Below are 26104 nucleotides of genomic sequence, written 5' to 3'. Positions count from 1 at the left end.
TGTTCTTTTTTTATTCTATCAAATCCCCTAGTTACTGTCTAGCTTATTTTCAAGTAAAATAAATTTATTTTCTAACTTTTCTTTCTTTTCTTTCTTTTTTTTCATACAATAAAGTTACGGACAGGCAAAAGGAGGAATTCCATATGGTTGCTTTTTTTATTGATTTTGCCATTGTCGCTGCCCTCGTTATTGGAATTACAGCATTGATTGGTGTCATTACAAATGGCATTGGCGAAAAGCTATTTGGCGGGAAAGAGAAAATGAAATTTGTTGATAAAAGTGCGGAAGTACAATCCGGCTGGAAGCAAGTTGGCGGAAAAGGGATTTATAAAAAACGAACATACTAAAAAGAAGCAGGAATTTCTCCTGCTTCTTTTTAAATTATTTTCCTACCGATGCCCATTTGAAGCTTAAATCTCCGCCGTAATTATGTTTATAAATATCTTTCACTGTTCCTCGTTGTAAGTAAGCTGAACTGCGTTGATATACAGGAGCAATTGCTGCATCATCCAGCAACATTTTTTCAGCTTCAAGTAAACTATTCCAGCGTGCTTGTACATCGCTACCGTCAGTCTTCGCTTTCATAATAATTTCATCGTATTTCGGATTAGAATATTTCATTTTATTTTGCGCACCATCTGTGACAAACATATCAAGGTACGTTACTGGATCTGGGAAATCCGGGCTCCATCCAGCGAATGTCATGTCATAGTTTCCACTTTCTTCAAGTTTAAGCTTTTGCGCAAATGGTTGTTGCTTAATTTTCAATGTCAAACCAGGTAAGTTCTTTTCTAACTCTCCTTTTAAGTACTCCCCTGTTCTCTTAGATAAATCTACATCTTCATTTAATAGCTCAATTTCAATCTTATCTTTTCCTAATTCTTTTTTACCAGCTTCCCAATATTTCTTCGCTTCTTTCGCATTTGCTTTTACTAAATCTCCATTTTCAGCTCGGAAGTCTTTTTTGTTTGGCCCTGTAATAAATTTACCTGGAATTAATCCTGTCGCCTCAGTAGAACCATTGTTTAAAATTGTATCAACAAAAGGTTTACGTTCAAAGGCAAGTGAAATTGCTTTTCGAATATTCTTATTTGCTAAAGCTTCATTTTTCTGATTGAAACGAAGGAAGAATACGGAAGCCTCATTTGCCGTTTTGAAATCTGGGTCCCCTTTATATTTATCAACAAACTCAGATCTCAAAATAACACGATCTACTGCTTTTGTATCATATAGATTAATTGATGTTGCTAAGTCTTTTACAATATTAAAGTTCACTTCGTCTATCTTCACTACTTTATTGTCCCAGTATGATGGGTTTTTCTGTATTTGGAAATTTCTTTCATGCTTCCATTCACTTAATACAAATGGTCCATTATATAATGTCGTATTTGCCTCTAAACCAAATTTGTCCCCTTGCTCTTTTGCATACTTTTCATTTACAGGATAAAAGAGTGGGTAAATCATTAAATTTTCAAAGTAAGGAACTGGATGTTCTAATTCTACTTCTAATGTATAATCATCAACGGCTTTTACCCCTAATTGATCTGGCGCCATTTCTTTTTTATTAATTTTCTGGGCATTCTTCACATCAAACATGATATATGCTGATACTGCAGCTTTATCTGGATTAATCGCTCGTTGCCAAGCGTATACGAAATCTTTCGCTGTTACAGGATCTCCATTTGACCATTTCGCATCTTCTCGTAATTTAAACGTATACTTTTTCCCATCTTCTGATTTTTCACTGGATTTTGCTACACCCGGAACGAGCTTATCTCCTTTTTCAAGGCGATATAATCCTTCCATCGTATTATTCATCACGCGCGATGATACTGCATCAGCTGATAATGCTGGGTCCATTGTTGGAATTTCCTGTGTTTCAGTTAAATTGATGACTTGTTTCCCGTTAGCCTTGCCGCTATCCCCTTTTGCACTCGCTTGCGGCTCGTCCTTTTGATAACTACTACACGCCCCTAAAATCATACTCATTGCTAATGTCGATGCTACAAAAACTGGTACTTTTTTCTTCATTCTGCTACCCCTCCCAAAAATGTTAGCCCTTTCATTTTCAAACAGAAAGAAATATATGTATGTTCTAATAATTCATATTATACACATAAATACATTCTTTGTATATTTATTTTCCTATCTTATTAAAATTTTCTGCTAATACAGCAGTTTTTGTAAACGTTTTATATCGCGTATTTAAACACCTAAAATACTAAATTTAACCACATTTGTAATTATCTAAATTATCAGAGTATAATTAATTTTATATTATATAATATTTTCCGCATGATTATTCCCTTCTCATATACGTCAGTTCTCCCTTTTATCAAGTCTGCAAAACTTTTATTATAATTTCACATGCACCATACATAAATCCATTTTGATTTTTCTATATAGGTTGCTGATCTAAAAAAGATATCTCCACTCTTCTCTCCTTTTGTCTTCACGCGGCATGGGGCTAAAAAAGGATCCGATCGCTTCTATATTTGTACCTATATATGTCCTATTTTTCTTTGAAATATATATTTGTTAACCAAGTTCCAAAATCAATGCAAGTGTTGCTAAAGTGTGTTAAGATACATTTTGTTTAAAAAGATATCAGTAAAGTGAGGGATGATATGACAGAGGTTACATCCAAAAAAGGGCAAGAAGAACAGTTAAATTTATTCTTCTTAACATGGCCCATTTTTTTAGAAGTGTTTCTTTTTATGTTAATGGGGATTGCTGATACTTTTATGCTAAGTGCACTATCAGATGACGCCGTATCAGGTGTTGGAGCTGCGAATCAATACCTTCATATCGCAATCTTAGTACTAGAAGTAATCGGAAATGGGGCTGCTATTGTTGTATCGCAGTATCTTGGTTCTAAACGATCTATGGAAGCATCAAAAATATCCGCATTAGCAATCACTTTAAATTTAGGAGTCGGGCTCGTTATAAGCGCAGTTTTTCTTTTATTCTCAAAACATATGATGACTGCAATGAATTTACAAGGTGATGTATTGACTTACGCCCAAAATTATTTATCGATTGTCGGGGGAGCTATTTTTCTTCAAGCCATTATCAATTCACTGGCCGCAATTATTCGTGTTCATGGATTTACAAAACAAGCGATGTTCATTTCACTAGGGATGAATATCCTTCATATTGCTGGAAATTATATACTTATTTTCGGAAAGTTCGGTATGCCTGAACTCGGTGTTCAAGGGGCAGCTATTTCCTCTGCTTTCAGCCGACTTATCGCACTCATTGTTTTCTTCTGGCTACTATATCGCGTCATGGAATACCGCGTCAAATTAAAATACTACTTCACTTTATCAAAAGAATATGTAGGAAAAATCTTAAAAATTGGTATCCCATCGGCTTTTGAGCAAGTTATGTATCAAGCATGTCAAATTGTCTTTTTGTATTATGCTACATACTTAGGAACAGAATCCTTGGCCGCAAGACAATACGCGACAAATATTTCAATGTTTACTTATTTATTTGCTATCGCCATCGGAATGGGAACAGCAATCATCGTTGGGCGTCTAGTTGGTGGAAATGCGAAAGATGAAGCATATATACGCGTGTGGAAAAGTGTAAAATGGGCCATCGGTGTCACGTTGTGTATGGTCATTCTCGTCATAACATTCCGTACACAGTTAATGGGACTATTTACAACTAACCATGATATTATCACTTTAGGATCAACCGTTCTTTTATTAAGTATTCTGCTAGAAACAGGGCGAACAATGAATATTGTAATCATTAATTCTTTGCGGGCTGCTGGTGATGCAAAATATCCTGTTTTAATTGGAGCATTCTCAATGGTCTTAATGAGTTTACCACTTGGCTACTTTTTTGTATTTTATTTACACATGGGACTGCCTGGTATTTGGTTAGCCATTGCCATTGATGAGTGGACGCGCGCGATCATCATGTTCTTCCGCTGGAGAAGTAGAGCTTGGGAAAATTATGCACTTGTTAAACCGGAGACTTCTGAAGAGTCAGCACCTGTTCAAGCTTAATACAAAAGGAAATTCATAAAGTATGGGGATCTGACCGCCTACATGAGCTGATGCTCTCTCCCATCCAAAAAGAAAGAGTTTATATCAGTTTTCTAATTTGTATGTATAAAAAAAGAAGCGACCTCCCAGGCCGCTTCTTTTCTATTATTGATAGATTTCTTTATATTTCTTGTATTCTGCTTCGGAACAAAGAACAAAATGTCCTGGACGGATTTCTCGCATCTTTGGCTCTTCATTTCCATATTGATGCTGAGATGGATCGTATACGATACGCTTACGATTGCGCTCGTAATCTGGATCTGGAAGCGGAATTGCTGATAATAGTGATTTTGTATACGGATGAATTGGATTCTCGTATAACTCGTCACTACTTGTTAATTCAACAATTTGACCGCGATACATAACACCAATGCGATCACTGATGTATTTTACCATGGATAAGTCATGGGCGATGAATAAATATGTTAAACCCTTTTCTCTTTGCAGTTGTTTCAATAAGTTTACAACTTGCGCTTGGATTGATACGTCAAGTGCTGAAATCGGCTCATCCGCAATAATAAATTCTGGTTCTACCGCAAGTGCACGAGCGATTCCGATACGTTGACGTTGTCCACCAGAGAACTCATGCGGGAAACGATTGGCATGCTCTTTATTTAAACCAACTGTGTTTAATAATTCATGCACACGATCCATGCGGTCTTTTTTACTTTTTGCTAAACCGTGAATATCAATGCCTTCTGCAATAATATCTCCAACTGTCATACGAGGATTTAATGACGCATATGGATCTTGGAAAATCATTTGCATTTTACGATTAAATTTCTTTAATTCTGCACGTGACTTCTTACCATGTACATTTTCACCATCGAACAACACTTCTCCACCAGTTGCATCGTATAACCTGATAATCGTTCTTCCAGTTGTTGATTTTCCGCAACCAGATTCCCCTACAAGTCCAAATGTTTCACCGCGATAAATATCAAATGAAATATCGTTGACCGCTTTTACAACACCACCACTAACATTAAAGTGCTGCTTCACATTTTTCACTTCAATTAATTTCTCACGTTGATTAGTCATGTTGTTCACCTGCTTTCATTTGAAGAATTCGTTTTTGAACGACTTCTGGCGGTTGTACTTTTGGTGCTTGCTCGTGAAGTAACCATGTTGCTGCATAATGTGTATCACTTACTTTAAATAACGGTGGTTCCATTTCGAAATCAATTTTTAACGCCTGTGGGTTACGTGGTGCAAATGCATCCCCTTTTGGCGGTTTTAATAAATCTGGAGGCGTTCCAGGAATTGCATATAACTCAGCTTCTGAACCATCTAAACTTGGCATAGACGCGATCAATCCCCATGTATACGGATGTTTTGGGTTGTAGAAAATTTCATCAACCGTACCAATTTCAACAACTTTACCTGCATACATAACTGCAACTCTGTCCGCAACGTTTGCTACTACGCCTAAATCATGCGTAATGAAAATAATCGCTGCTTCCGTTTTCTGCTGAATGTCCTTCATAAGTTCTAAAATTTGCGCTTGAATTGTAACGTCCAGTGCTGTTGTCGGCTCATCCGCAATCAATAATTTCGGATTACAAGCTAGCGCCATTGCGATAACAACACGTTGTCTCATACCACCAGAGAATTGGTGTGGGTATTGCTTTAAACGCGCTTCTGGGTTTGGGATTCCAACAAGGTCAAGAAGCTCTAAAGCAACTTTACGAGCATCCGCTTTGCTCATTCCTTGGTGTTTAATAAGACCTTCCATAATTTGATTACCGATTGTCATCGTTGGGTTTAATGATGTCATCGGATCTTGGAAAATCATTGCAATCTCTTTCCCACGCACTTGCTGCATTTCTTTTTCCGTTAATTTTGTTAAATCACGACCATCAAATACAATTTCTCCATCTTTAATGCGTCCCGGAGGATTAGGGATTAATCCCATTAGCGCTTTCGAAGTAACTGATTTCCCAGAACCAGATTCTCCTACAATCGCTAATGTTTCTCCCCTTTTCAAATCAAATGTAACTCCGCGAACAGCTTGTACTTCGCCAGCGTGTGTATCAAAGGAGACTTGTAAATCTTTTACCTCTAACAATGTTTTCATTTTTACCTCTCCTTCCTCGTTTACTTACGCATTTTTGGATCTAACGCATCGCGTAATCCATCTGCCATTAAGTTAAATGCTAAAATTAACACACTGATGACAACCGCAGGGATGAACATCATATGTGGATATGTTTGAATCGATTTATACCCCTCATTTACAAGAGAACCTAACGATGCAAATGGTGGTTGAATACCAAGTCCAATGAAACTTAAGAACGCTTCACCGAACACTGCTGTAGGAATTGTAAACATTGTCATAACGATAATTGGTCCCATTACGTTCGGAATTAAATGCTTTACGATTAATTGTGTATTTGTTGCACCTAATGTACGAGATGCTAATACATATTCTTGGTTCTTTAATTTTAATATTTGTCCACGCACAATCCGTGACATACCAATCCAACCGGTAATGGCCATCGCAAGTGTAATGGACCAAATACCTGATCCCATAATAATTACCATCAAAATAACGATAATTAAATACGGAATACCATTAATAATTTCCATAATACGCTGCATGATATTATCTACTCGTCCGCCATAGAACGCTGAGATACCTCCGTATGCAACCCCAATTACTAGGTCAATTGCCGCTGCCAAAAGAGCGATGTATAATGATACGCGTGTTCCTTCCCATGTTCTTGTCCAAAGATCACGCCCAAGATCATCTGTACCAAACCAGAAATACTCTTTAATATCACGTTTCTCATATTGATCAACGCCATATTGGTCTGTACCATCAAATGGTAACCAATGAACATTTTCAAGCACTGGAATTTTCGGCGGCATTTTTGCACGGCCTAAATCTTGATCTTTATAAGAATATTTACTTACCATCGGTCCAAAAATTGCCAAAAGCGCAATAAGGATCAGCAATACAAGTCCAAACATTGCTCCTTTATGTTGAAACAAACGTCTTCTCACATCTTGCCAAAACGTTAAGCTCGGACGGGCAATGACTTCATTATCAATGTTACTTTGATTAGCTATTTGGAATAGATCTGGAGATAATTTTTGTAAATCTTTCATCATTTTTTCCCTCCCGCTAAACGAATACGAGGATCAATAATTCCATATAGAATATCCACGATAAAAATAACTAAAATAAAGATTGCACTATAGAAAATTGTTGTTCCCATAATAACTGTATAGTCATTTAATTGAATGGATTTAACAAACTGTTCCCCAAGTCCAGGTACAGCATAGATTTGTTCAATAACAAGTGTTCCTGTAATTAACCCTGCAACCATTGGTCCTAAAATTGTAACAACTGGAATCAATGCGTTACGAAGTGCGTGTTTTATAATAATAACTCCTTGACTAATCCCTTTTGCTTTCGCTGTTAAAATGTAATCAGCTTGCATAACTTCAATCAATTCTGCACGAGCAAAACGAGCAATCGTTGCGATAACCGCCATCGATAAAGCAACCGTAGGCATAACTGTAAATTCAGGTCCTTTCCAGAATGCCACTGGGAACCAACCAAGTTTTACCCCTACAAAATATTGTAATAATGCTGCGAATACGAATGATGGTACCGACATCCCGAGTACGGAAATTATGGTTGCCCCGTAATCCACCCATGTATTATTACGAAGTGCTGCAACAATCCCTAAAATTAAGCCTATAAATGTTCCTAATAGAATTGCTTGGAATCCAAGTTGTGCTGATGGTCCAATACGATCAACAATCATCTCAGTTACTGGACGGTTATCATATTGGAATGATACTCCTAAATCACCTTTTACTAAGTTTCCTAAGTAGCGCGCATATTGCACTGGTACCGGATCATTCAAACCGTATTTTTCCAAAATGATTTCTCTTTGTGCCGGAGATAATTTCTCTTGGTTTTTAAGCGGAGAACCCGGCAGTAATTTCATTAAAAAGAATGTCAACGTAGTAATTAAAAATAACGTCAAAGCCATGTACACGAAACGTTTTAATGCATAACGTCCCATAATCAAGCACCTCCCCATTTTTCTCAAAAGCAATAAGATAGTTTGAAATATTCTTACTTTTATTTTTTTAAAATAAGAGCATACGCCCATCATAGGCATATACCCTTGTAAACGATGGAATAAAAATTAGTTTTGCTCAACAGATGCCCATTTAAAGGAATATTTACCACCATAATTATGTTTGGCAATATCTTTTACGGTACCCTTTTGTATATAAGATGCTCCTTTTTGGTAAACTGGTGCAATCACCGCATCTTCTTTAACTAACATTTTTTCAACTTGTAAAAGATTGTCCCAACGAGCTTGTAAATCTTTCGTATCTGTTTTTGCTTTTAAAATTAGTTCATCATATTTTGGATTTGAATACCCTGTTTTGTTTTGTGTACCACCAGTAACAAACATATCTAAGTATGACACTGGATCTGGGTAGTCTGGACTCCAAATACCAAGAGAAACATCATATTGCTGCGCATCTTCTAATTTATTTTTTTGTGCGAATGGCTGCTGTTTAATCTTGAGTGTCACTCCTGGTAAATTCTTTTCAATCTCACCTTTTAAGAATTCACCAATTTTCTTAGAATCTTCGTTATCAAAGTTTAACAACTCTAATTCAACTTTGTCTGTACCAAGCTCTTTCTTTGCTGTGTCCCACAATTTCTTCGCTTCTTTTACATTCGTGTCTACAAGTTTTCCACTTTCAGCTCGGAAGTCTTTCTTATTAGGCCCTTCAGCAAAATCCTTACCAACAAATCCATACGCCGGGATAGCTCCATTATTTAAGATAACTTTCGCAACATTTTCACGTTCAAAGGACATTGAAATTGCCTTACGTAAATTTTTATTTGCTAAGAATTTATTTCCTTGATTGAAACGTAAGTATGCAACTCCTGCTTCTTTCGTTGCTTTAAATTCTGAACTTGATTTGTACTTGTCCACAAATTCAGATTTTAAATCTACTCGATCAATTGCATTTGTCTCATACAAATTAACGGCCGTTGCTGTATCTTTCACAATATTAAAGTTAACTTCTTCAAGCTTAACTGTTTTGTTATCCCAATATGACGGATTTTTCTTAAACTGGAAGCTTCTTTCATGTTTCCATTCACTCAGTACAAATGGTCCATTGTAAAGTGTTGTAGTTGCCTCTAAACCAAATTTATTCCCTTGTGATTGTATATACTTTTCATTTAATGGGTAGAACACAGGGTAAACTGTTAAATCAACAAAGTAAGGAACAGGATTGTCTAACTCTACTTCTAATGTATGGTCATCAATTGCCTTTACACCTAATTCAGTATCTGGTAACTCTTTTTTATGAATTTTCTCTGCATTTTTTATATCAAACATGATATAAGAATATGTAGCGCCTGTATCCGGATTCACTGCACGTTTCCAAGAATAAACAAAATCATGTGCTGTTACAGGATCTCCGTTTGACCATTTCGCATCTTTTCGTAATTTGAAGATATATTTCTTACCATCTTCTAGTTTCTCATAGGATTCCGCTACGCCTGGGGTAGCCTTTTGGTCTTTTCCAACACGGTATAATCCTTCCATCGTGTTATTTAATACCATTGAGGATGCGGAATCTGATGTCATAGACGCATCCATTGTCGGAATTTCAGATAGTTCCGTTAAATTAACAATTTGTTTTCCATTACTACTGCTGTTCTCTTTTTCTTTCCCTTTTGCTTTGGCATCATCTTTTTGATACCCACAAGCCCCAAGTAACATACTTGCAGTCAATGTCGATGCAAGTAATAGCGACGTCTTTTTCTTCATGTTGAACTGCCTCCCCTAAGTGCACTTCCTGTACCCCCACTTGCTAAAAAGCAGAATTGAAAGAATAATCTCCAAGTTTCTACAATTTTCATTATACATATAATGTGACGATTGTGAATATAGTTTTTTGTTTTTTTGTTAAAATTTTTAATAAAATGTTTATTTTTTTTATTTTTTTGTAAATGGAGTACTTAACATTGCTCCCATCATATTGAAATAAAATACGAAATTGCGTATAATTTTCAAATAATTATTCCTAGTACTCATTATAACTTTTATAGTATAATAATTCTAGTAATATTTTGACGGAGGGGAATATTTTGAATAAACTTTCTTTTCACACTTGTATACTAATATCGTTGGCAATAATCGCTTCTAGTATTGGAGCATTCTTATCTTCAGCTCAATATTTGTTGAATTTTGTCAATATTATGTTTTATATTGCGCTCTTTTTCATCATTATAGGAGGTTTTTTATTCTTATTTCAAAGTGGTTTTTTCAACATAACGATATATGCGTTTCAAAAAGTATTTGGAACGAACAAAAAAGTAGAATCTTTAATTGAAGAAGAAGAACCAGCAACAAACAAAAAAGAAAGAATATATAAAACGTATTCTTTCACATGGACATACCCTATCTGCCTTACAGGTATTCTGTTAGGTCTCATCTCTACACTTATTAGCTTTACTATTTTGATGTAGTTTGCAAACGATTTTCTATATGATATAATTACTTGCAAAACATTTTATATCAAAAAGTGGCGGCTTGCTCAGCTGTTAAAAAACAGAGCTATATTATAATAAATTCATATTTATGCGATGAGAAAGAAGAGTACATATTGCAGCAATTTCAGAGAGCTTGTGGTTGGTGAGAACAAGTAATTGTACAGTATGGAATGGGCTTTTGAGCACCAAACCGAACCGAAAGAAGTAGGCTTTGGCGTTATATCCAACGTTATAATGGATGCAAGAGATTTCACAACTGTGAAATAATTAGGGTGGTACCGCGGTCCATTCGTCCCTATATCATTTGGGATGAATGGGCTTTTTTGTATTTAAAAAGCGGAAGCGGCTCGTTCAGAATGTGAGGGGGATGGAGCATCTGACGTAGAGGCGTTTTTTGCCTCGCAGGAAGATGCGAAGCCACCGATCATTCTTGCCGCTGGAGCTAGATTACTCAAAAAGCGACTCCCTACTCTTTAACAATACATATCCAATTTAAGGAGGAATTACTTATGTCAGTTATTTTTTCTGGTATTCAACCGAGCGGAACAATTACGCTTGGGAACTATTTAGGTGCAATGAAGCAATTTACGGAGTTACAAAATGAACATGATTGTTATTTCTGCATTGTAAACCAACATGCAATTACAGTAGCTCAAGATCCTGTACAGCTTCGCAAAAATATTCGTAGCCTAGCTGCACTATATGTAGCTTGTGGTATTGATCCTGAAAAATCAACTTTATTTGTACAGTCAGAGGTGCCTGCGCACGCTCAGCTAGGATGGATTATGCAATCTATCGCATATGTTGGAGAATTAGAGCGCATGACGCAATATAAAGATAAATCATCTGGTAAAGAGTCTATTCCAGCTGGATTACTTACTTATCCACCATTAATGGCAGCTGACATCTTACTTTATAATACTGAGATTGTGCCAGTTGGTGATGATCAAAAACAACATATGGAATTAACTCGTGATTTAGCAGAGCGTTTCAATAAACGTTTCCGTGAAATTTTCACAATTCCAGAGATTCGTATTCCAAAAGTAGGTGCACGTGTTATGTCATTAACAGAGCCTACGAAAAAAATGAGTAAGTCTGATCCAAATCCAAAGTCAATGATTAGTATGCTTGACGAACCAAAAACAATTGAAAAGAAAATTAAAAGTGCCGTAACTGATTCTGACGGTATCGTAAAATACGACAAAGAAAACAAACCTGGTGTTTCCAACTTATTAACAATCTACTCTTCATTCTCAGGCAAAACAATTGAAGAACTAGAAGCGGAGTACGAAGGAAAAGGATACGGCGACTTTAAAGGTGACTTAGCCCAAGTAGTCGTAGAAGCAATTCGTCCAATTCAAGAAAAATATAACGAACTAATCAACTCTCCTGAATTAGATGAAATCCTTGACAAAGGTGCTGAAAAAGCAAACCGCGTTGCATTCAAACAACTACGTAAAGTTGAAAATGCAATGGGATTAAGCAGAAAACGTAGGTAATGAAAAAAGCGGAAGTGGCTCGTTAGAATGTGAGGGGGATGGAGCTCCTGACGTAGAGGCGTTTTTTGCCTCGCAGGAAGGCGCGAAGCCACCGAACATTCTTCCCACTGGAGCTGGATTATAACAAAAAGCGGAGGCGACTGCTTAACCCTGGGTGTCTAAGGTTCTTTCCCACAGAAGGTGCTTTTTACCTTCTCGTGGGGAAGGTTCTTGGACGCGAAGGGCTAGGGGTTACTACAAAAAGCGGAAGTGGCTCGTTTAGAATGTGAGGAGGATGGAGCTCCTGACTCAGGGGCGCTTTTTACCTCGCAGGAAGGCGCGACGCCACCGAACATTCTTCCCACTGGAGCTCGACTAAATTAAAAAACCCGCCAAATTTGGCGGGTTTTTTAATTTACCTTTTGCTCATTTTCCATTTCCCATAGCTTTTCAAAGAATGGTTGCCCTTTTACAAGGCGTTCACATAGCTGTTCATGCTTCTCTGACCAGCCATATTGCGCTTCTTCATAAAGGCGCTCCCAAACATCTTCAAATTTCATATGTTGAACAGTTCCATATGCAGATGGATCCCATTCTGTATACCAATAGCGAATCTCAGCTGGATTTTTCGTTGTATGTAGTTGATCTAGGGCCATAAAAAGCAATTGTTTTAATTGTCTTTCTTTACGCGTTAAGCCATTCATAATATATGGCGATGGCGATAAAATATGATGTTCTTTTTGTGATTCTTCCATTTGAAACTCATACTTTTCTGCTTGGACATTTTCTACCATCTCATATACCATCTGCTCTTGACGTGGAATAAGCCTACTTTTTCGAATCGGCACATTGTAGCCAATTGAATCCACTGCAATAATTCCTTTTCCATCTGTTACAACAAAACAATACTCCTGTTGCAAACGCTCATGATTTTTACGAATATACGCCTTATGATGTACGTCTTCCAATAATTTTTGCGGAAGTTCCAATAATTCGTTCTCGATGTAATGATATAATGTAGAATCTACTTTTAATAATGGCACTTGATCTAATAATTCGATCGTATCATCCTTCCGCCATTCGTAAAAATTACAAACGTTATACCCATTTTCTTCACCTTCAAACCAATTTACCCATACATCATGTAGATATAACATTTTCTACCCCTCACTTTATTACTGTTTGTACATCTCATTATGTTCAGTTTTTAAAAAATTTATTCCACTAAAGGAAATATATTCTATTCATATATCCATTTTGTTTTTTCGACATATAAGCCGCGGCTATAATAACAAAAAGCGGCAGCGGCTCGCTTAGAATGTGAGGAGGATGGAGCTCCGGACCTAGAGGCGATTTTTGCCGCTGGAGCTAGATTATAACAAAAAGCGGCAGCGGCTCGCTTAGAATGCGAGGAGGATGGAGCTCCGGACCTAGAGGCGATTTTTGCCTCGCTGGAAGGCGCGAAGCCACCAGAGCTGAATTGTACTTTTATCTCCTTTTGTTTCACTCGGCCCGAAGAGAAAAAAGTCCTTAACCGCTTCTACGCATGATCGGACACTCTCTTCCACCTAAAAAGAAAGGCTTTCTTTCGTTTTATATTATTTCTCCACTGCTCCTTACTTCCATTTTCATCATGCAAAAAAACTTGGCAGCGCCAAGTTTCTTATTTATTCCTTATCAAGAAGTAAATGTTTTCGCTTTATTTAATATGCGGACTGCATCTAAAGACAATAAAGAAAGCGTATTATCTTTTTCAAGTTCCACACAATCTTTTACAATATGAAATCCGACGCCATATCCCAGCATCTTTGGGTACATTTGCACTCCATTTAATAAATAATCATGCTCCCTTGTTCCTCTCTGAATATCTTTTCTGTTTTTTACAATCTTCTCCCAATAATGAATCGCTTCTTCTTTTGTAAAGTACGATGTCCATGGTGCATAACTCTTTTCTGAGTGCCTTTCATACACCGCTTGCTCTGCAAGCCCTTCCATTATCATCGTATCAAGTAATGTATAATCCTTTTCTGTCTTTTCAATTTGGTGTAACCGGCATATGTGATGATATTCATGTGTAAGTAAAGCTTTTAATTCCTCTACCGTATTTCGCCCACATACGAATAAGAAAATCACGTGACGCATTGTTAAGCCGGATTTTCCATTATATTCCGTTTGCACAGTGCGATTATATGAATCTGATAATAAAATAAAGACAGGGACATCCGGGCCTTGCAACCAGTTCTTAAGTTCTTCATACTCATTGGCAAGCTCTTTCCAAATCTGTTTTTCCTCTAACTGCTCAATTTCCTTTTTTCCTTCCATCACTGGTCGATACATACCTTTAGAAATTAAAAAACGATATAATCTTTCTTTTGGCAATGGAATATATTTTGTAAACTTCTCACAAAGTTTTTCTGGACGTCCATAATAAAGATGCAACCAATCTGCAGTTTGAATAATCCCCATCTTCACCTCTCCCCTCTCTTCTATACATATGCAAGAAAAGGAGCGAACGCGAAGTGATGAAGTGAAACTTTTGATTGGCTTTGATTTGTTTCGAATTGCACAGCTTCATCTTTCCTGCATGTGCTTGCTGAAGGGAACTTCTGTTGGAGCACTGTTAAACTGAGGGGAAAAGGCGGGTATAAGAATTATAATTTAGTTTTTGTTCATACAAACAGGCACCTCACAAAAGGGCCTGTTTGTCGACAATCAAACATTTAATCCTTGTCAAAATGAGAGTACGGGAGTAACCCTTCTAAAAAAGTTTGGAAATCGTCCGCTAAGAACGTAATGATTGGATCTTGATAATTTTCTACATTCACATGAATTACTCTTGGTTCGCCTTGTTTTCCGCACTCGCTATAGTCTAACAAAACAGCATCGTGTCCAGCTGTAGGCGATTCTCCTACATATATACAAGAAGGTGGATATTCAAATTCCTCTATCATGTAAATTCCCTCTGTATCAATTCCATGCTCGCCACCAATGCCATAGAATCCTGCTACGTAAATATGATCCTCAGCCCAAGAGGTAGGTACGGTAGTAGGAAAACAATTCTGTACAGGTGTACCACCATTTTGCGATTTGATTAAGCAAATGTAGGAATCTGGTAATTTATAACCTAATTTTTCTTCTGCAATCCGAATCATTTCATCTGTAACTGGATTTGGGTTTACGAACTCATCAGAGTCCTCCCAAAAGGTATGCAATGTGTTTACCATGTGAGTTTCACTTCCTTTTTATCGTGTGCTTTTTCTTTATACCCCAACCTGATAACTAAAAGGAGCATTATGTTTTTGACATTTTTATAAAATTTAGAATGACTTCTGTTATATGTAACATAGGTATCTTGTTGTTTCCTTCCATCATACCGTTCATTATAAAAAAAGAGAAGAATAAGATAAATGAAAAAAGCCGATCGATTCTACGTATGATCGGACGCTCTTTCCCACCTAAAAAAGGGTGTTTTAAGAAACAACCCCTTTGCTGCTTCTCAAAACACCCTCTTACTACAATATATTATTGATACTTTTTAAATACTAATACTGCGTTATGGCCACCGAATCCTAATGAGTTACTTAAAACCGTACGTACTTCTTGATGTCTCGCTTTGTTTGGTACGTAATCTAAATCACATTCTGGATCTGGTGTTTCATAGTTAATTGTTGGCGGAATTACGCCATCTGTAATCGATTTAACAGAGAAAATTGCTTCAACAGCACCAGCTGCTCCTAATAAGTGTCCAGTCATTGATTTTGTAGAGCTAATTGCTACTTTATATGCATGGTCACCAAATGCTTCTTTAATTGCCATCGTTTCGTATTTCTCATTCGCATCTGTACTTGTGCCATGGGCATTAATATAATCGATATCCTCCGGCTGAAGACCTGCATCTGCTAATGCTTGACGCATCGCACGAACACCGCCCTCACCGCCAGGAGCAGGCATTGTAATATGGAACGCATCACCTGTTGCACCATATCCAGCAATTTCAGCATAAATATGCGCACCACGTGCTAATGCATGCTCTAACTCTTCAAGGATAAGAATACCTGATCCTTCTCCCATTACAAATCCACTTCTGTTTTTATCAAATGGACGACATGCTGTTGCTGGGTCTTCATTAAATGTTAATGCTTTAGCTGAACTGAATCCAGCAAACGCCATAGTTGTTAACGGCGCTTCTGCTCCACCTGTAATCATCGCATCTGCATCACCACGCTGAATCACTTTAAAAGCATCACCAATTGAGTTTGCACCTGATGCACAAGCTGTTACAGAGCAAGTATTAATTCCTTTTGCACCTGTTGCAATCGATACTTGACCAGCAGCCATATCAGGGATCATCATTGGTACGAAGAAAGGACTAACGCGGCGTGCCCCTTTTTCTGTATAGATTTTAAATTGCTCCTCGTATGTTTCCATACCACCGATTCCAGAACCAATCCATACCCCGATGCGCGGGCCGTTTTCTTCTGTAATTTCTAATTTCGCATCTGCAACAGCCATTTTTGCTGCTGCCACAGCATATTGTGTAAAGCGATCCATACGGCGTGCTTCTTTTTTATCTATATATTTCTCGACTTCAAAGTCGTTAATTTCCGCTGCTACTTTTGCAGGAAATTGTTCAGGATCTAAGCGTGTAATACGTCCGATTCCAGATACACCCTTTTTAATGTTATTCCAAGCTGTCTCAACATCTGTTCCAATCGGCGTAACAGCTCCTAATCCTGTAATTACAACACGCTTCTTTTCCATACAAAATACACTCCTTTTTTCTCTCAGTCCTTATTTACCCCAACGAAGAGCAACTGCTCCCCATGTTAATCCGCCACCAAAGCCAACTAATATGATTAAATCACCATCTTGAATACGTCCATTTTGCAATTCCTCTACGATCGCAATTGGAATTGAAGAAGCTGACGTATTTCCGAACTTTTCAATCGTTGTACTCATTTTCTCTTGTGGTAAATTTAATCGTTCCCTTGCCGATTCCATAATGCGAATATTCGCTTGGTGCGGAACTAAAAAGTCCACATCTTCTTTCGTAAGACCGGCTTTTTCAATAACGCGAAGACAAGAGTCACCAAGTTGACGAACAGCAAATTTAAAGACTTCTCTACCATTCATCATAACATATTCATCTTGATAAAGATGCTTGCCACCACTTCCATCTGCTCCTAATTCAAATGAAAGAATACCTTTCCCTTCTGAAACAGCTCCCATGACAACAGCACCTGCTCCATCTCCAAATAATACTGCTGTATTGCGGTCGTTCCAGTCAACAATTTTAGATAGTTTATCACTACCAACTACTAATATATTTTTGTAAGTTCCAGTTTGAATAAATTGCTGCGCTGTAATCATTCCGTACATAAATCCAGCACATGCCGCACTTAAATCCATCGCCGCTGCATGCTTAGCACCAATTTGTTCTTGAATCACGCAAGCAACTGCTGGGAAAGATTGATCTGGCGTTACCGTTGCCACCAAAATAAGATCAATTTGTTCTCCACTAATTCCTGCATCTTCAAGTGCTTTCTTGGCAGCTTCTACCGCCATATATGAAGTATCTATTGTATCATCGGCAATGCGTCTTTCTGCAATTCCCGTTCTCGTACGAATCCATTCATCGGATGTATCCATTATTTTCTCTAAATCCTGATTAGTGACTACTTTTTCTGGCACATATCTCCCAATTCCTAAAATGCCTACGTTCACATCGCAGCCCTCCGTTTTATATCAATTATTATGACTTGGTACTAATTCTAAAACATAAATGTTTATTTGTCTAGAATATATTTCTAAGTAAAAAAATAAGGCCGACATATTGTCGACCTTATTTTCCCGCTTTTCCAAGTTCATATGCTTCATCCATTACTTTCATTAATAACTCTAGTACTGGTTGTGCTTTTTCCATATCAAGTGCAATCCCATTATCATCTAAAATTGCCTTTGCTTCTGGCAGGTGTTTCATAGCGATTTGTAAAAACTGCATATTTTTTTCATTCATAGTTCTTCATCCTTTCCATGAAGGAGTAACAAACTCCTTATTTCTACACTAGTTTACCATGTGTTTTGTCCTTCGTATAACTCTTTATATCGTTTTAAATGTGCCAGTTGTTTATTTAAACCGAATTCTAACGGTGTGTTTTTCTCAATACAAATACTCTTTATCGCTTCTCTACTTTCCTCTTTAACAGTTTTCTTCACTTTATCCTCGGCATTTAAAAGCATAATTCCTTTTTCCCATAAATTCTTTTTACCACTGACCATATTATATACCCCTAAATTTTCTACAGTTTTGCCTTTTTCCCATAAATATTCACACACATCTTCTACATAAAGAAGATCCGCTCCATTTTCATTTTGGGCAAGTTGATATTCCTTTTCCATAATTTCAGAAAGAATGAGCCTATGGTACGTCATAAAAGAAGGTTGCCATGGGCCATATAAAACTGGAACACGTAAAATACTATAATGGATATTTCCCTTTTCTACCTCTTCCTCTACTTTCATAAATAACCGTTTATTTTCAGATTCATCTTCCATATTTGCTACTTCAATAGAAGAAAGTAGATTTAGCTTCACTTTCTTTCTCTCGCACATATGGATAACACGTTTCAAATATTGTAAAATGATTCGTTCATTCCGAAATCCATTTTGCTGATTCGGTTCACATAAGCAAAAGTAAGCCGCATCAAAATGGTCGGTTTCTATCGTCTTCCATCCATTTTCACCTCTTATAGACGAATACACAAACAGAGCATTCCGGCCAATTAAATATAACTTTTCTTCACTTATCTTTGACATACTTTCTAGATCAGCAAAATCAAGGCCATACACTTCCACTTCTTCCGCAAGCATTTTATTTACAAGATGAAAGCCTACAAACGAAAGTGCCCCTATAATCAGTACGCGCTTCATGTCACCAATCCTTTCCCTATCTAAACAAATAGCTCCTCATCTATGTATATTGGAGCTTCATAAATCTTCCTCATACTTTTTAAAAAAACGACATGTATGTTGAACCATTTTATATTTTACATCTTGTAAATGAAACGATAGTGATGTCTCACAATTTTCATTTATTCGCTTTTTTTCATATTCTCGTAACAACTGCTTACGCGCTTTTTTTTCTTGGGTCGGTACAAATATCTTTACAGGTATACAAGAAGGTAAATAAGAAAAGGACTTCTTGGAAATTTTCGCTTCTAACAAAGCTTCCTTCACATCATACGCAAGTGATAACTCTCTCACTAGCCTTTTATAGAAAAATTTGTGCTCTTTCTCAAATTCCACATGTGCAGGCAAATCTAAGCATGGAGTAAGCATCACCACAGATCGGATACACTCTGGGTACCGATTCATCATTTCAAGAGCCACAAGTGCTCCCATTCCATCTGCAATGATATGAATTTGTTCGTTTAGTGTTTCTTTCTTCATCACAACATGATACAATCGCTTCGCTAAACGAACCGATTGATCATTCCCCCAATGTCTTCCGTATAAATTAGATGAAAAAACCGTATATCCATTCTCTATGAGCCCATTTAAAAAATGAGCGCGCCCCGCATGCTGCATCCATAAACTTGTACCATTCTCAATAAAATAATTGTAATCACCAAGTAGCATGACACCGAATCCATTTGGCTTCTCTGGCAAATAAATCACACACGGTTCTTGTTCTAAGTAAAAAAAACGTTCCGTAACACTCATTATTCTCCCGCCTTATTTTCTAAACATAAAAAACTACTCTTTTATAATGTATGAACAGAATCCGAATTTGCGTTGAAAAATCCACAAATTTTTTTCTATATTCTGTTTTCAATTGTGTTACAATAAGGACAGATTGAACGAATAGGGGTGTGAAAAGATGCGTGTAATTTGGGCCTTTATTTGGTCGTTTATGCTTGTACATATGATGAGCTACGTAATTAGCTCTATGACTGGCGGTGTATACGATTTCGCGCTAGCGTCTAAATTCTCAATTGTTCTTGCTGTACTTGTAATGGCAATTGCTGCTGCAATTCCAAACGAACCAGTAGAACAACACTAATAAAAAAAGAGTTCGGATTACATCCGAACTCTTTTTTTACTCTACATGAATAACTAATTCATTGTTCGCTATATCAACAACGACATGACTATTATCTGTAATTGTTCCTGCAATTAATTCTCTTGCTAATTTCGTTTCAATTTGACGCTGTACATATCGTTTTAATGGGCGTGCGCCATACATTGGATCAAATCCAGATTCTATAACAAATTCTTTTGCAGCTTCTGTCAATTCCACCGTGATATGACGATCTACTAAACGTCCTTGCAATTCTTTCACAATTTTATCAACGATGCCTTTAATTTCATTTGTTGTAAGTGGTTTAAATAAAATAATTTCATCCACACGGTTTAAAAATTCAGGGCGGAAATGCCCTCTAAGCTGCCCCATAACAAGCTCTCTTGATTCTTCTTTAATCGCACCATCTTCTTGTAAACCTTCTAGTAAATAGCCTGAACCAATATTTGATGTCATGATAATAACTGTATTTTTGAAATCTACTGTTCGTCCTTGTGAATCTGTAATACGCCCATCATCTAACATTTGTAATAAAATGTTGAATACTTCTGGATGTGCTTTTTCAATTTCATCTAATAAAATAACGGAATACGGTTTACGACGCACTGCCTCTGTTAATTGTCCACCTTCCTCATAACCTACATATCCAGGAGGAGCCCCAATCAAGCGAGACACAGCATGTTTCTCCATATACTCAGACATATCAATACGAATCATTTGTTCTTCACTATCAAATAAAGATTGTGCTAATGTTTTGGCAAGCTCTGTTTTCCCTACACCTGTAGGGCCTAAGAAGATAAATGAACCGATTGGACGATTTGGATCTTTAATACCCGCGCGAGCACGAAGAACTGCATCTGCCACAAGACTCACTGCTTCCTCCTGTCCAATCACGCGTTCTGATAAAATTTGCTCTAAGCGCAGCAGTTTTTCACGTTCCCCTTCCACAAGCTTGGCAACTGGAATTCCTGTCCAGCGTGAAACAATATTTGCAATTTCTTCTTCACTAACTTCCTCACGAAGCAGTCGGTTTTCTTGCTCATTTCCCGCTCCATTTTCTTCCGCTTCTCTTAATTCTTTTTCCACCGCTGGAATCTTACCATGACGAAGCTCTGCCGCTTTATTTAAATCATAATTCCCTTCTGCTTCTTCTAGTTCACGACGTAAACGTTCAAGGTGTTCTCTTAAGTCACGAACCTTATGGATTTCTTCTTTTTCTTTTTGCCACTGCGCTCGCATCCCATTTGCAACTTCTTTTAAATCAGATAATTCACGTTGCAATGTTTTTAATCTTTCTTGACTACCACGGTCTGTTTCTTTTCCTAAAGCAGCTTCTTCAATTTCTAACTGCATAATGCGGCGCGTTACTTCATCTAATTCTGTTGGCATGGAATCAATTTCTGTTCGAATTGTTGCGCACGCTTCATCGACAAGATCAATTGCTTTATCTGGTAAAAAGCGATCGGATATATATCGATCGGACAATACAGACGCCGCTACAATCGCACGGTCATGAATATTTACACCATGATAAATTTCAAAACGCTCTTTTAAACCACGTAAAATAGAAATCGTATCTTCTACTGTTGGCTCTTCTGCTAACACTTGTTGGAAGCGACGTTCTAACGCCGGATCTTTCTCAATATATTTTCGGTACTCATCTAAAGTAGTCGCTCCAATACAGTGCAGTTCACCACGGGCAAGCATTGGTTTTAGCATATTCCCTGCATCCATGGCTCCTTCTGTTTTACCCGCACCGACAATTGTATGAAGCTCATCAATGAATAAAAGAATGCGTCCTTCACTTTTTTTAATTTCATTTAAAACAGCTTGCAAACGCTCTTCAAATTCACCGCGGAACTTGGCACCTGCCACAAGTGCACTCATATCTAATGCAAAGATTGTTCTATCTTTCAATCCTTCTGGTACATCTTTTCGCACAATTCGTTGTGCCAATCCTTCAACAATCGCTGTTTTACCAACCCCAGGTTCACCAATTAAAACAGGGTTGTTTTTCGTTTTACGAGAAAGGATACGGATGACGCGGCGGATTTCGCTATCACGCCCAATGACAGGATCAATTTTTCCCTGTTTTACTTCAGCTACTAAATCACGACCATACTTTTCTAATGCTTCATATGTTACTTCTGGATTTTGACTAGTCACTCTTTGGTTCCCCCTAACTTCCATTAAAGACTGTAACAATGTACCCTTTGTAATATGGAACTTTGTAAATAGCTGATGTATATCACCTTTTTCCTCGCAAAATGCGAGCAATACATGTTCCACTGAAATATAATCATCTTGCAGTTTTTTCGCTTCAGACTCTGCTCTCACAAGCAGTTGCTGCAATAAGCTCGTCACATATAATTTCCCTGCTTCTGCTCCGCTTCCAGTTACAGAAGGCTTCTTCTTAATTAAACTTTCTACACCTTTCGTTAACTCTTCTATATTAACATTCATTTTTTGAAAGATACGCACTGCTAATCCATCTTGTTGTTTGAGTAATGCAAGTAATAGATGCACAGTATCTACTTCTTGATGATGATGGGATAACGCTAAAGACTGGGCACTCATAATCGCTTCTTGTGTTTTTGTCGTCATTTGATTTAAGTCCATTTTCACAAACCTCCAAACATTTCAACCTTCTTGACGTTTGACCTTTTTTGATTTTTTGACTTTCTTTGACCTTTAACTTTATTATACTCCCGTTCCCTTTTTTATACAATAAATTTAACTCTATATTTCATTTTTTTGAAAAACATATAAAAACCGCAGCTTATCACTGCGGTTTTCTTTACGGTTTTCTTTTATATGTCCACTGACGATTTTGATTCGAATTCTCAGGAAACCTTTCACCAGCAGTTAATTTTACCATTTGTGGATCTTTCACCATACTTCCTGTTTCACCAATTTCTACATAAATCCCATCATTCGGTGCCTTCTGTCCAGAACGAAACCTACGATTTTGTCCCATCTTCATTCTCCTTCCATGACATCCTTACACCGTTAGTATGTCCATTTTCGGAAAAGCTTTTCTGTTATGTTTAGGAAACGAGTCATATTTTTGATTACCGTTCATATGTATGAATTTACATATGAACGCAGGAGAACAAGCATCATTCGTTGAAAAAAAAAGAAACCGACCTATTCCAGGCCAGTTCCAAAGGAGAGTCAAACATATACGAGAAGATTACGTTTTCATTATACGTCTTGCTTCACGGGTAATGTAACCCCTTTCACAAATTGTACAAAATGTAAGAAACATTATTTGAACTTTCGAAAAAATCATTGACTTTTCTAGTTTTTAATAGGAAATAGTGGACACTACCCTGTTTTGCGACGTAAGATGAATATATAAAGAAACTTCCATTCACGGTTGTTTCTCTATACACTTTCCAACCTCTTATTTCTGCATATTAAAACGGAAATACAGATAGATACAAAAATTTTTTATAAGAGGTGAAAACATGAAAAAACAACATTTAATCGCATTAGATTTAGACGGCACTTTACTTACAGACAATAAAATCATTTCCGCACGAACAAAGAAGACAATTGAAAAAGCGAAAGAACAAGGACATGTTGTTGTCATTTCAACAGGACGTCCATTTCGTGCCAGTCACGCTTATTATAAAGAACTTGATTTAAATACACCTATCGTTAACTTTAACGGTGCTTACGTTCATCACCCGCTCGATGCAAATTGGGGAACGCACCATTCCCCTCTTGAACTTTCCACTGCACAAGAAATCGTTCGCGCTTGCTTCGATTTTGGTGTTAAAAACATTTACGCTGAAGTAATGGATGATGTATATGTTCGCGAAATTGATGAAGATAAAAAACATATCTTTGAATTCGGATCTCCCAATATCTTCACAGGAGACTTGCTAAACATTTTACAAGATCATCCAACCTGCTTATTAATTGATGCACTTGATGAACATTCAACTGCTATTCGCAGGCATTTAACCGATATGCATGCTGAAGTGATTGATCACCGCAAATGGGGTGCTCCTTGGCCGATTATTGAAATCGTGAAAAGCGGCCTCAATAAAGCAGTTGGGCTCCAAAAGATTTCCCGTCATTATAACATCCCAAAAGAACGTATTATTGCCTTTGGTGACGAAGATAATGACTTTGAAATGATTGAATACGCAGGTCATGGAATTGCAATGGGAAATGCGATTCCTGAATTAAAAACATTAGCCAATCACACAACATTAACAAATGAAGAAGACGGAATTGCCCTTTATTTAGAAGAGGTTCTTGGATTGTAATCTAAAAATTCCCTACTTATAGTTTCCCGCAAAACGCCCATACTATAACTAGACACAGCGATGTGTCAGTTATTTTCTGCTAAATAAGGGGGAATTACGAATGGGTAAAAAGAACAAATCAAAACGTTTCACCCAACAAGGGGCCGATGCTGTTATGAAGCACGCTGAAAGATTCCCTTACCGCGGTACATTAGCTGATGCAGAAAAAGAGCGAAACAACTCTTCTCTCGGAGGGGTTTAAATGGGCAACTTACTATTTCAGCAAGCGCGAGATGCTGTTTCAGATGCTGTTTCTTGTTCAAGCAGCACCGAGCAGCAGGAACTCGTTTATAAAGCAAAAAATGCTTTGCAATCCGCTTACGCCAATTCTTCAACTGCTGAGAAGGTACAATTGCGCGAGATGCAACAGCAATTGCAAAACATCACTAACGCACATTAAAATAAGAGGACCGATTCCCGGTCCTCTTTAATCTTTCCGAAACAATCCAAATACGCCGACTGTTTGAACTACATTTGTAAATGCACCAGGATCTACTTGTTTAATAATTCGCTCTAGTTCATATAGCTCATAACGGGTAATTACAATCATTATCATTTCTTTATTTTCATTTGTATACGCTCCTGTAGCTGGTACAGTTGTAATTCCCCTTACTAAACGAGATTGAATCGCTTGTCGTACATCTTTACCATTTTTTGTAACGATAAATGCTGTAATTTTCACATGACGGGTATGAATCGCATCAATAATTCTGGATGATACATACAATGTTACTAACGTGTATAACGCCTTTTCCCATCCATACAAATAACCAGCTGCAATAATGATAATCGCATTAAAGAAAAAGAAATATGTTCCGACAGGCTTATCTTTTATTTTCGACAAAATCATTGCGATAATATCTAAACCACCTGTGGAAGCTCCCCATTTCAAAGCAATTCCTACTCCTATCGCCGAAATGAGACCACCAAAAATAGCATTCAATATAATATCATTAGAAACTGCCTTTACTGGTATGATTTCTAAAAACAGTGTCATAAATACAACGCATAGAAAACTAAATAACGTAAAAGCTTTTCCAACCTTTTTCCACGCTAAAATAACAACTGGAATATTAAATAAAGCAAAAAGTACCCCTGTTGATATGTGAATCGATGCAAAATCACCTAATACTTGCGAAAGCAATTGAGATAATCCCGCGAAACCACTCGCATATACTTTTGCTGGTGTTAAGAACAAGTTCATTCCAATTGCATTTAATAAACCGGCAATGATAACAACAATGAGTTTTTTCGTTAATTCAGCATAATTTAATTTGAAATCCATCTCCCAGCCCACCTTTATAGATAATGCGTTTACGATTACATTGTATACATAGTCTTTACGAAAATGGAAATGATAAACATACAACTGTTTAGAAATGGAGTTGATATGTATGCCACATACGAGCGATAATGACAAAAAAGCACGCGACAACAACGCAAAACGCACAGAAAAAAACGAGCAAGAACAAAAAAATATCTCACAAGGAAAGCGTGCATATTCTAAAAAAACAGATCACCTTTAATTATTTTGTACATCAACAATCTTGTTGATGTACTTTTTCATTTCATAAAAAAACATCTCAATTTCACTTCTTGTTCACTTCTCTATTTTACAATAA

At 37.1% G+C, this 26104-nt stretch carries 26 protein-coding genes, 1 pseudogene and 1 other annotated feature; of the genes and pseudogenes, 9 read left to right on the top strand and 18 right to left on the bottom strand.

What is annotated here, in order from left to right; genetic code table 11:
- Positions 1-143 precede the first annotated feature (143 nt).
- Complete coding sequence (locus QRY57_RS07640) at positions 144-347, top strand: hypothetical protein (protein ID WP_000225326.1); 204 nt, start codon at positions 144-146, stop codon at positions 345-347.
- Between the two features lie 34 nt (positions 348-381).
- On the opposite strand, the gene QRY57_RS07635 is transcribed toward QRY57_RS07640, so the two are convergent.
- Positions 382-2031, bottom strand: coding sequence for a peptide ABC transporter substrate-binding protein (locus QRY57_RS07635; RefSeq protein ID WP_286017108.1), 1650 nt, complete (start codon positions 2029-2031; stop codon positions 382-384).
- A gap of 596 nt (positions 2032-2627) precedes the next feature.
- On the opposite strand from QRY57_RS07635, the gene QRY57_RS07630 reads away from it, so the two are divergent.
- Complete coding sequence (locus tag QRY57_RS07630; RefSeq protein ID WP_286017107.1) at positions 2628-4019, top strand: MATE family efflux transporter; 1392 nt, start codon at positions 2628-2630, stop codon at positions 4017-4019.
- 144 nt (positions 4020-4163) lie between these two features.
- Here QRY57_RS07630 and QRY57_RS07625 read toward each other — a convergent pair whose 3' ends face one another.
- The 6 genes and pseudogenes from QRY57_RS07625 to QRY57_RS26995 all read right to left on the bottom strand — a co-directional run bounded on the left by QRY57_RS07625 (position 4164) and on the right by QRY57_RS26995 (position 10090).
- Positions 4164-5099, bottom strand: a complete 936-nt coding sequence (locus QRY57_RS07625; protein ID WP_026590448.1) for an ABC transporter ATP-binding protein — start codon at positions 5097-5099, stop codon at positions 4164-4166.
- Positions 5092-6135: an ABC transporter ATP-binding protein gene (locus tag QRY57_RS07620; RefSeq protein ID WP_286017106.1), complete on the bottom strand. Its 1044-nt coding sequence runs from the start codon at positions 6133-6135 to the stop codon at positions 5092-5094. The genes QRY57_RS07625 and QRY57_RS07620 overlap by 8 nt, the downstream gene beginning before the upstream one ends.
- A 20-nt stretch (positions 6136-6155) precedes the next feature.
- Positions 6156-7172: an oligopeptide ABC transporter permease gene (opp3C, locus tag QRY57_RS07615; RefSeq protein ID WP_026590450.1), complete on the bottom strand. Its 1017-nt coding sequence runs from the start codon at positions 7170-7172 to the stop codon at positions 6156-6158.
- Positions 7169-8098: an oligopeptide ABC transporter permease gene (opp3b, locus tag QRY57_RS07610; RefSeq protein ID WP_026590451.1), complete on the bottom strand. Its 930-nt coding sequence runs from the start codon at positions 8096-8098 to the stop codon at positions 7169-7171. Before opp3b ends, opp3C begins: the two co-directional genes overlap by 4 nt.
- A 126-nt stretch (positions 8099-8224) precedes the next feature.
- Positions 8225-9880, bottom strand: coding sequence for a peptide ABC transporter substrate-binding protein (locus QRY57_RS07605; protein ID WP_286017105.1), 1656 nt, complete (start codon positions 9878-9880; stop codon positions 8225-8227).
- Positions 9877-10090 (bottom strand): annotated as a pseudogene (locus tag QRY57_RS26995) (hypothetical protein). The gene QRY57_RS07605 and the pseudogene QRY57_RS26995 overlap by 4 nt, the downstream one beginning before the upstream one ends.
- Before the next feature lie 110 nt (positions 10091-10200).
- On the opposite strand from QRY57_RS26995, the gene QRY57_RS07600 reads away from it, so the two are divergent.
- Together QRY57_RS07600 and trpS are read left to right on the top strand one after the other, a co-directional pair.
- Positions 10201-10581, top strand: coding sequence for a DUF3899 domain-containing protein (locus tag QRY57_RS07600; protein ID WP_026590454.1), 381 nt, complete (start codon positions 10201-10203; stop codon positions 10579-10581).
- A 108-nt stretch (positions 10582-10689) separates the two neighbouring features.
- Positions 10690-10905 (top strand) — a binding site (T-box leader).
- Positions 10906-11114: 209 nt separating this feature from the next.
- Positions 11115-12104, top strand: coding sequence for a tryptophan--tRNA ligase (gene trpS / locus QRY57_RS07595; protein WP_090693277.1), 990 nt, complete (start codon positions 11115-11117; stop codon positions 12102-12104).
- Positions 12105-12493: 389 nt separating this feature from the next.
- Here trpS and QRY57_RS07590 read toward each other — a convergent pair whose 3' ends face one another.
- The 8 genes from QRY57_RS07590 to QRY57_RS07555 all read right to left on the bottom strand — a co-directional run bounded on the left by QRY57_RS07590 (position 12494) and on the right by QRY57_RS07555 (position 19805).
- Positions 12494-13240: a YjbA family protein gene (locus tag QRY57_RS07590; RefSeq protein ID WP_026590456.1), complete on the bottom strand. Its 747-nt coding sequence runs from the start codon at positions 13238-13240 to the stop codon at positions 12494-12496.
- A 520-nt stretch (positions 13241-13760) separates the two neighbouring features.
- A complete protein-coding gene (locus QRY57_RS07585; RefSeq protein WP_286017104.1) occupies positions 13761-14549 on the bottom strand; it encodes a DUF2268 domain-containing putative Zn-dependent protease in 789 nt (262 codons plus the stop codon).
- 254 nt (positions 14550-14803) lie between these two features.
- The gene (locus QRY57_RS07580; RefSeq protein WP_208017813.1) at positions 14804-15307 is read right to left on the bottom strand and encodes an SMI1/KNR4 family protein; all 504 of its coding nucleotides are present in this window, start codon (positions 15305-15307) and stop codon (positions 14804-14806) included.
- A 298-nt stretch (positions 15308-15605) separates the two neighbouring features.
- Positions 15606-16844 carry a beta-ketoacyl-ACP synthase II gene (gene fabF / locus QRY57_RS07575; protein WP_286017103.1) on the bottom strand — a complete coding sequence of 413 codons (1239 nt, stop codon included), beginning with the start codon at positions 16842-16844 and terminating at the stop codon, positions 15606-15608.
- 30 nt (positions 16845-16874) lie between these two features.
- Positions 16875-17807 (bottom strand): beta-ketoacyl-ACP synthase III, encoded by a 933-nt coding sequence (gene fabH / locus QRY57_RS07570; protein ID WP_286017102.1) that lies wholly within the window; start codon positions 17805-17807, stop codon positions 16875-16877.
- A 118-nt stretch (positions 17808-17925) separates the two neighbouring features.
- Positions 17926-18099, bottom strand: a complete 174-nt coding sequence (locus QRY57_RS07565; RefSeq protein ID WP_026590461.1) for a ComZ family protein — start codon at positions 18097-18099, stop codon at positions 17926-17928.
- A 53-nt stretch (positions 18100-18152) separates the two neighbouring features.
- Complete coding sequence (locus QRY57_RS07560; RefSeq protein ID WP_286017101.1) at positions 18153-19013, bottom strand: NAD-dependent epimerase/dehydratase family protein; 861 nt, start codon at positions 19011-19013, stop codon at positions 18153-18155.
- A gap of 57 nt (positions 19014-19070) precedes the next feature.
- Positions 19071-19805 (bottom strand): lipase family protein, encoded by a 735-nt coding sequence (locus QRY57_RS07555; RefSeq protein WP_286017100.1) that lies wholly within the window; start codon positions 19803-19805, stop codon positions 19071-19073.
- A gap of 157 nt (positions 19806-19962) precedes the next feature.
- Between QRY57_RS07555 and QRY57_RS07550 the strand changes: the two genes are divergently transcribed.
- A complete protein-coding gene (locus QRY57_RS07550; RefSeq protein WP_016113766.1) occupies positions 19963-20145 on the top strand; it encodes a YjzD family protein in 183 nt (60 codons plus the stop codon).
- A gap of 36 nt (positions 20146-20181) precedes the next feature.
- Here QRY57_RS07550 and clpB read toward each other — a convergent pair whose 3' ends face one another.
- Entirely contained in the window at positions 20182-22782 is a 2601-nt protein-coding gene (gene clpB, locus QRY57_RS07545) for an ATP-dependent chaperone ClpB (protein WP_286017099.1), read from the bottom strand.
- 178 nt (positions 22783-22960) lie between these two features.
- Complete coding sequence (locus tag QRY57_RS07540) at positions 22961-23140, bottom strand: YjzC family protein (RefSeq protein WP_026590465.1); 180 nt, start codon at positions 23138-23140, stop codon at positions 22961-22963.
- Positions 23141-23633: 493 nt separating this feature from the next.
- On the opposite strand from QRY57_RS07540, the gene QRY57_RS07535 reads away from it, so the two are divergent.
- The 3 genes from QRY57_RS07535 to QRY57_RS07525 all read left to right on the top strand — a co-directional run bounded on the left by QRY57_RS07535 (position 23634) and on the right by QRY57_RS07525 (position 24882).
- Positions 23634-24443: a Cof-type HAD-IIB family hydrolase gene (locus QRY57_RS07535; RefSeq protein ID WP_286017098.1), complete on the top strand. Its 810-nt coding sequence runs from the start codon at positions 23634-23636 to the stop codon at positions 24441-24443.
- 100 nt (positions 24444-24543) lie between these two features.
- On the top strand, positions 24544-24684 hold the full coding sequence (locus QRY57_RS07530) for a hypothetical protein (protein WP_003195901.1): 141 nt from the start codon (positions 24544-24546) through the stop codon (positions 24682-24684).
- On the top strand, positions 24685-24882 hold the full coding sequence (locus tag QRY57_RS07525) for a DUF3813 domain-containing protein (RefSeq protein WP_026590467.1): 198 nt from the start codon (positions 24685-24687) through the stop codon (positions 24880-24882).
- Positions 24883-24909: 27 nt separating this feature from the next.
- Here QRY57_RS07525 and QRY57_RS07520 read toward each other — a convergent pair whose 3' ends face one another.
- Positions 24910-25767: a YitT family protein gene (locus QRY57_RS07520; protein WP_090693300.1), complete on the bottom strand. Its 858-nt coding sequence runs from the start codon at positions 25765-25767 to the stop codon at positions 24910-24912.
- A gap of 109 nt (positions 25768-25876) precedes the next feature.
- Here QRY57_RS07520 and QRY57_RS07515 point away from each other — a divergent pair, with 109 nt between their 5' ends.
- Positions 25877-26008 carry a DUF3941 domain-containing protein gene (locus tag QRY57_RS07515; protein ID WP_081810956.1) on the top strand — a complete coding sequence of 44 codons (132 nt, stop codon included), beginning with the start codon at positions 25877-25879 and terminating at the stop codon, positions 26006-26008.
- Positions 26009-26104 lie beyond the last annotated feature (96 nt).

The organism is Bacillus arachidis (assembly GCF_030285945.1).
Lineage (GTDB): Bacteria > Bacillota > Bacilli > Bacillales > Bacillaceae_G > Bacillus_A > Bacillus_A arachidis.
Note: the sequence above shows the minus strand (reverse complement) of the source record. Positions and strands in the feature narration are given on the sequence as shown.

Bases quoted from the DNA above. Each gene is read 5' to 3' on its own strand.
- QRY57_RS07640 (WP_000225326.1), top strand. From the start codon at position 144: ATGGTTGCTTTTTTTATTGATTTTGCCATTGTCGCTGCCCTCGTTATT.
- QRY57_RS07635 (WP_286017108.1), bottom strand. From the start codon at position 2,031: ATGAAGAAAAAAGTACCAGTTTTTGTAGCATCGACATTAGCAATGAGT.
- QRY57_RS07630 (WP_286017107.1), top strand. From the start codon at position 2,628: ATGACAGAGGTTACATCCAAAAAAGGGCAAGAAGAACAGTTAAATTTA.
- QRY57_RS07625 (WP_026590448.1), bottom strand. From the start codon at position 5,099: ATGACTAATCAACGTGAGAAATTAATTGAAGTGAAAAATGTGAAGCAG.
- QRY57_RS07620 (WP_286017106.1), bottom strand. From the start codon at position 6,135: ATGAAAACATTGTTAGAGGTAAAAGATTTACAAGTCTCCTTTGATACA.
- opp3C (WP_026590450.1), bottom strand. From the start codon at position 7,172: ATGATGAAAGATTTACAAAAATTATCTCCAGATCTATTCCAAATAGCT.
- opp3b (WP_026590451.1), bottom strand. From the start codon at position 8,098: ATGGGACGTTATGCATTAAAACGTTTCGTGTACATGGCTTTGACGTTA.
- QRY57_RS07605 (WP_286017105.1), bottom strand. From the start codon at position 9,880: ATGAAGAAAAAGACGTCGCTATTACTTGCATCGACATTGACTGCAAGT.
- trpS (WP_090693277.1), top strand. From the start codon at position 11,115: ATGTCAGTTATTTTTTCTGGTATTCAACCGAGCGGAACAATTACGCTT.
- QRY57_RS07590 (WP_026590456.1), bottom strand. From the start codon at position 13,240: ATGTTATATCTACATGATGTATGGGTAAATTGGTTTGAAGGTGAAGAA.
- QRY57_RS07585 (WP_286017104.1), bottom strand. From the start codon at position 14,549: ATGGGGATTATTCAAACTGCAGATTGGTTGCATCTTTATTATGGACGT.
- QRY57_RS07580 (WP_208017813.1), bottom strand. From the start codon at position 15,307: ATGGTAAACACATTGCATACCTTTTGGGAGGACTCTGATGAGTTCGTA.
- fabF (WP_286017103.1), bottom strand. From the start codon at position 16,844: ATGGAAAAGAAGCGTGTTGTAATTACAGGATTAGGAGCTGTTACGCCG.
- QRY57_RS07565 (WP_026590461.1), bottom strand. From the start codon at position 18,099: ATGAATGAAAAAAATATGCAGTTTTTACAAATCGCTATGAAACACCTG.
- QRY57_RS07560 (WP_286017101.1), bottom strand. From the start codon at position 19,013: ATGAAGCGCGTACTGATTATAGGGGCACTTTCGTTTGTAGGCTTTCAT.
- QRY57_RS07555 (WP_286017100.1), bottom strand. From the start codon at position 19,805: ATGAGTGTTACGGAACGTTTTTTTTACTTAGAACAAGAACCGTGTGTG.
- QRY57_RS07550 (WP_016113766.1), top strand. From the start codon at position 19,963: ATGCGTGTAATTTGGGCCTTTATTTGGTCGTTTATGCTTGTACATATG.
- clpB (WP_286017099.1), bottom strand. From the start codon at position 22,782: ATGGACTTAAATCAAATGACGACAAAAACACAAGAAGCGATTATGAGT.
- QRY57_RS07540 (WP_026590465.1), bottom strand. From the start codon at position 23,140: ATGGGACAAAATCGTAGGTTTCGTTCTGGACAGAAGGCACCGAATGAT.
- QRY57_RS07535 (WP_286017098.1), top strand. From the start codon at position 23,634: ATGAAAAAACAACATTTAATCGCATTAGATTTAGACGGCACTTTACTT.
- QRY57_RS07530 (WP_003195901.1), top strand. From the start codon at position 24,544: ATGGGTAAAAAGAACAAATCAAAACGTTTCACCCAACAAGGGGCCGAT.
- QRY57_RS07525 (WP_026590467.1), top strand. From the start codon at position 24,685: ATGGGCAACTTACTATTTCAGCAAGCGCGAGATGCTGTTTCAGATGCT.
- QRY57_RS07520 (WP_090693300.1), bottom strand. From the start codon at position 25,767: ATGGATTTCAAATTAAATTATGCTGAATTAACGAAAAAACTCATTGTT.
- QRY57_RS07515 (WP_081810956.1), top strand. From the start codon at position 25,877: ATGCCACATACGAGCGATAATGACAAAAAAGCACGCGACAACAACGCA.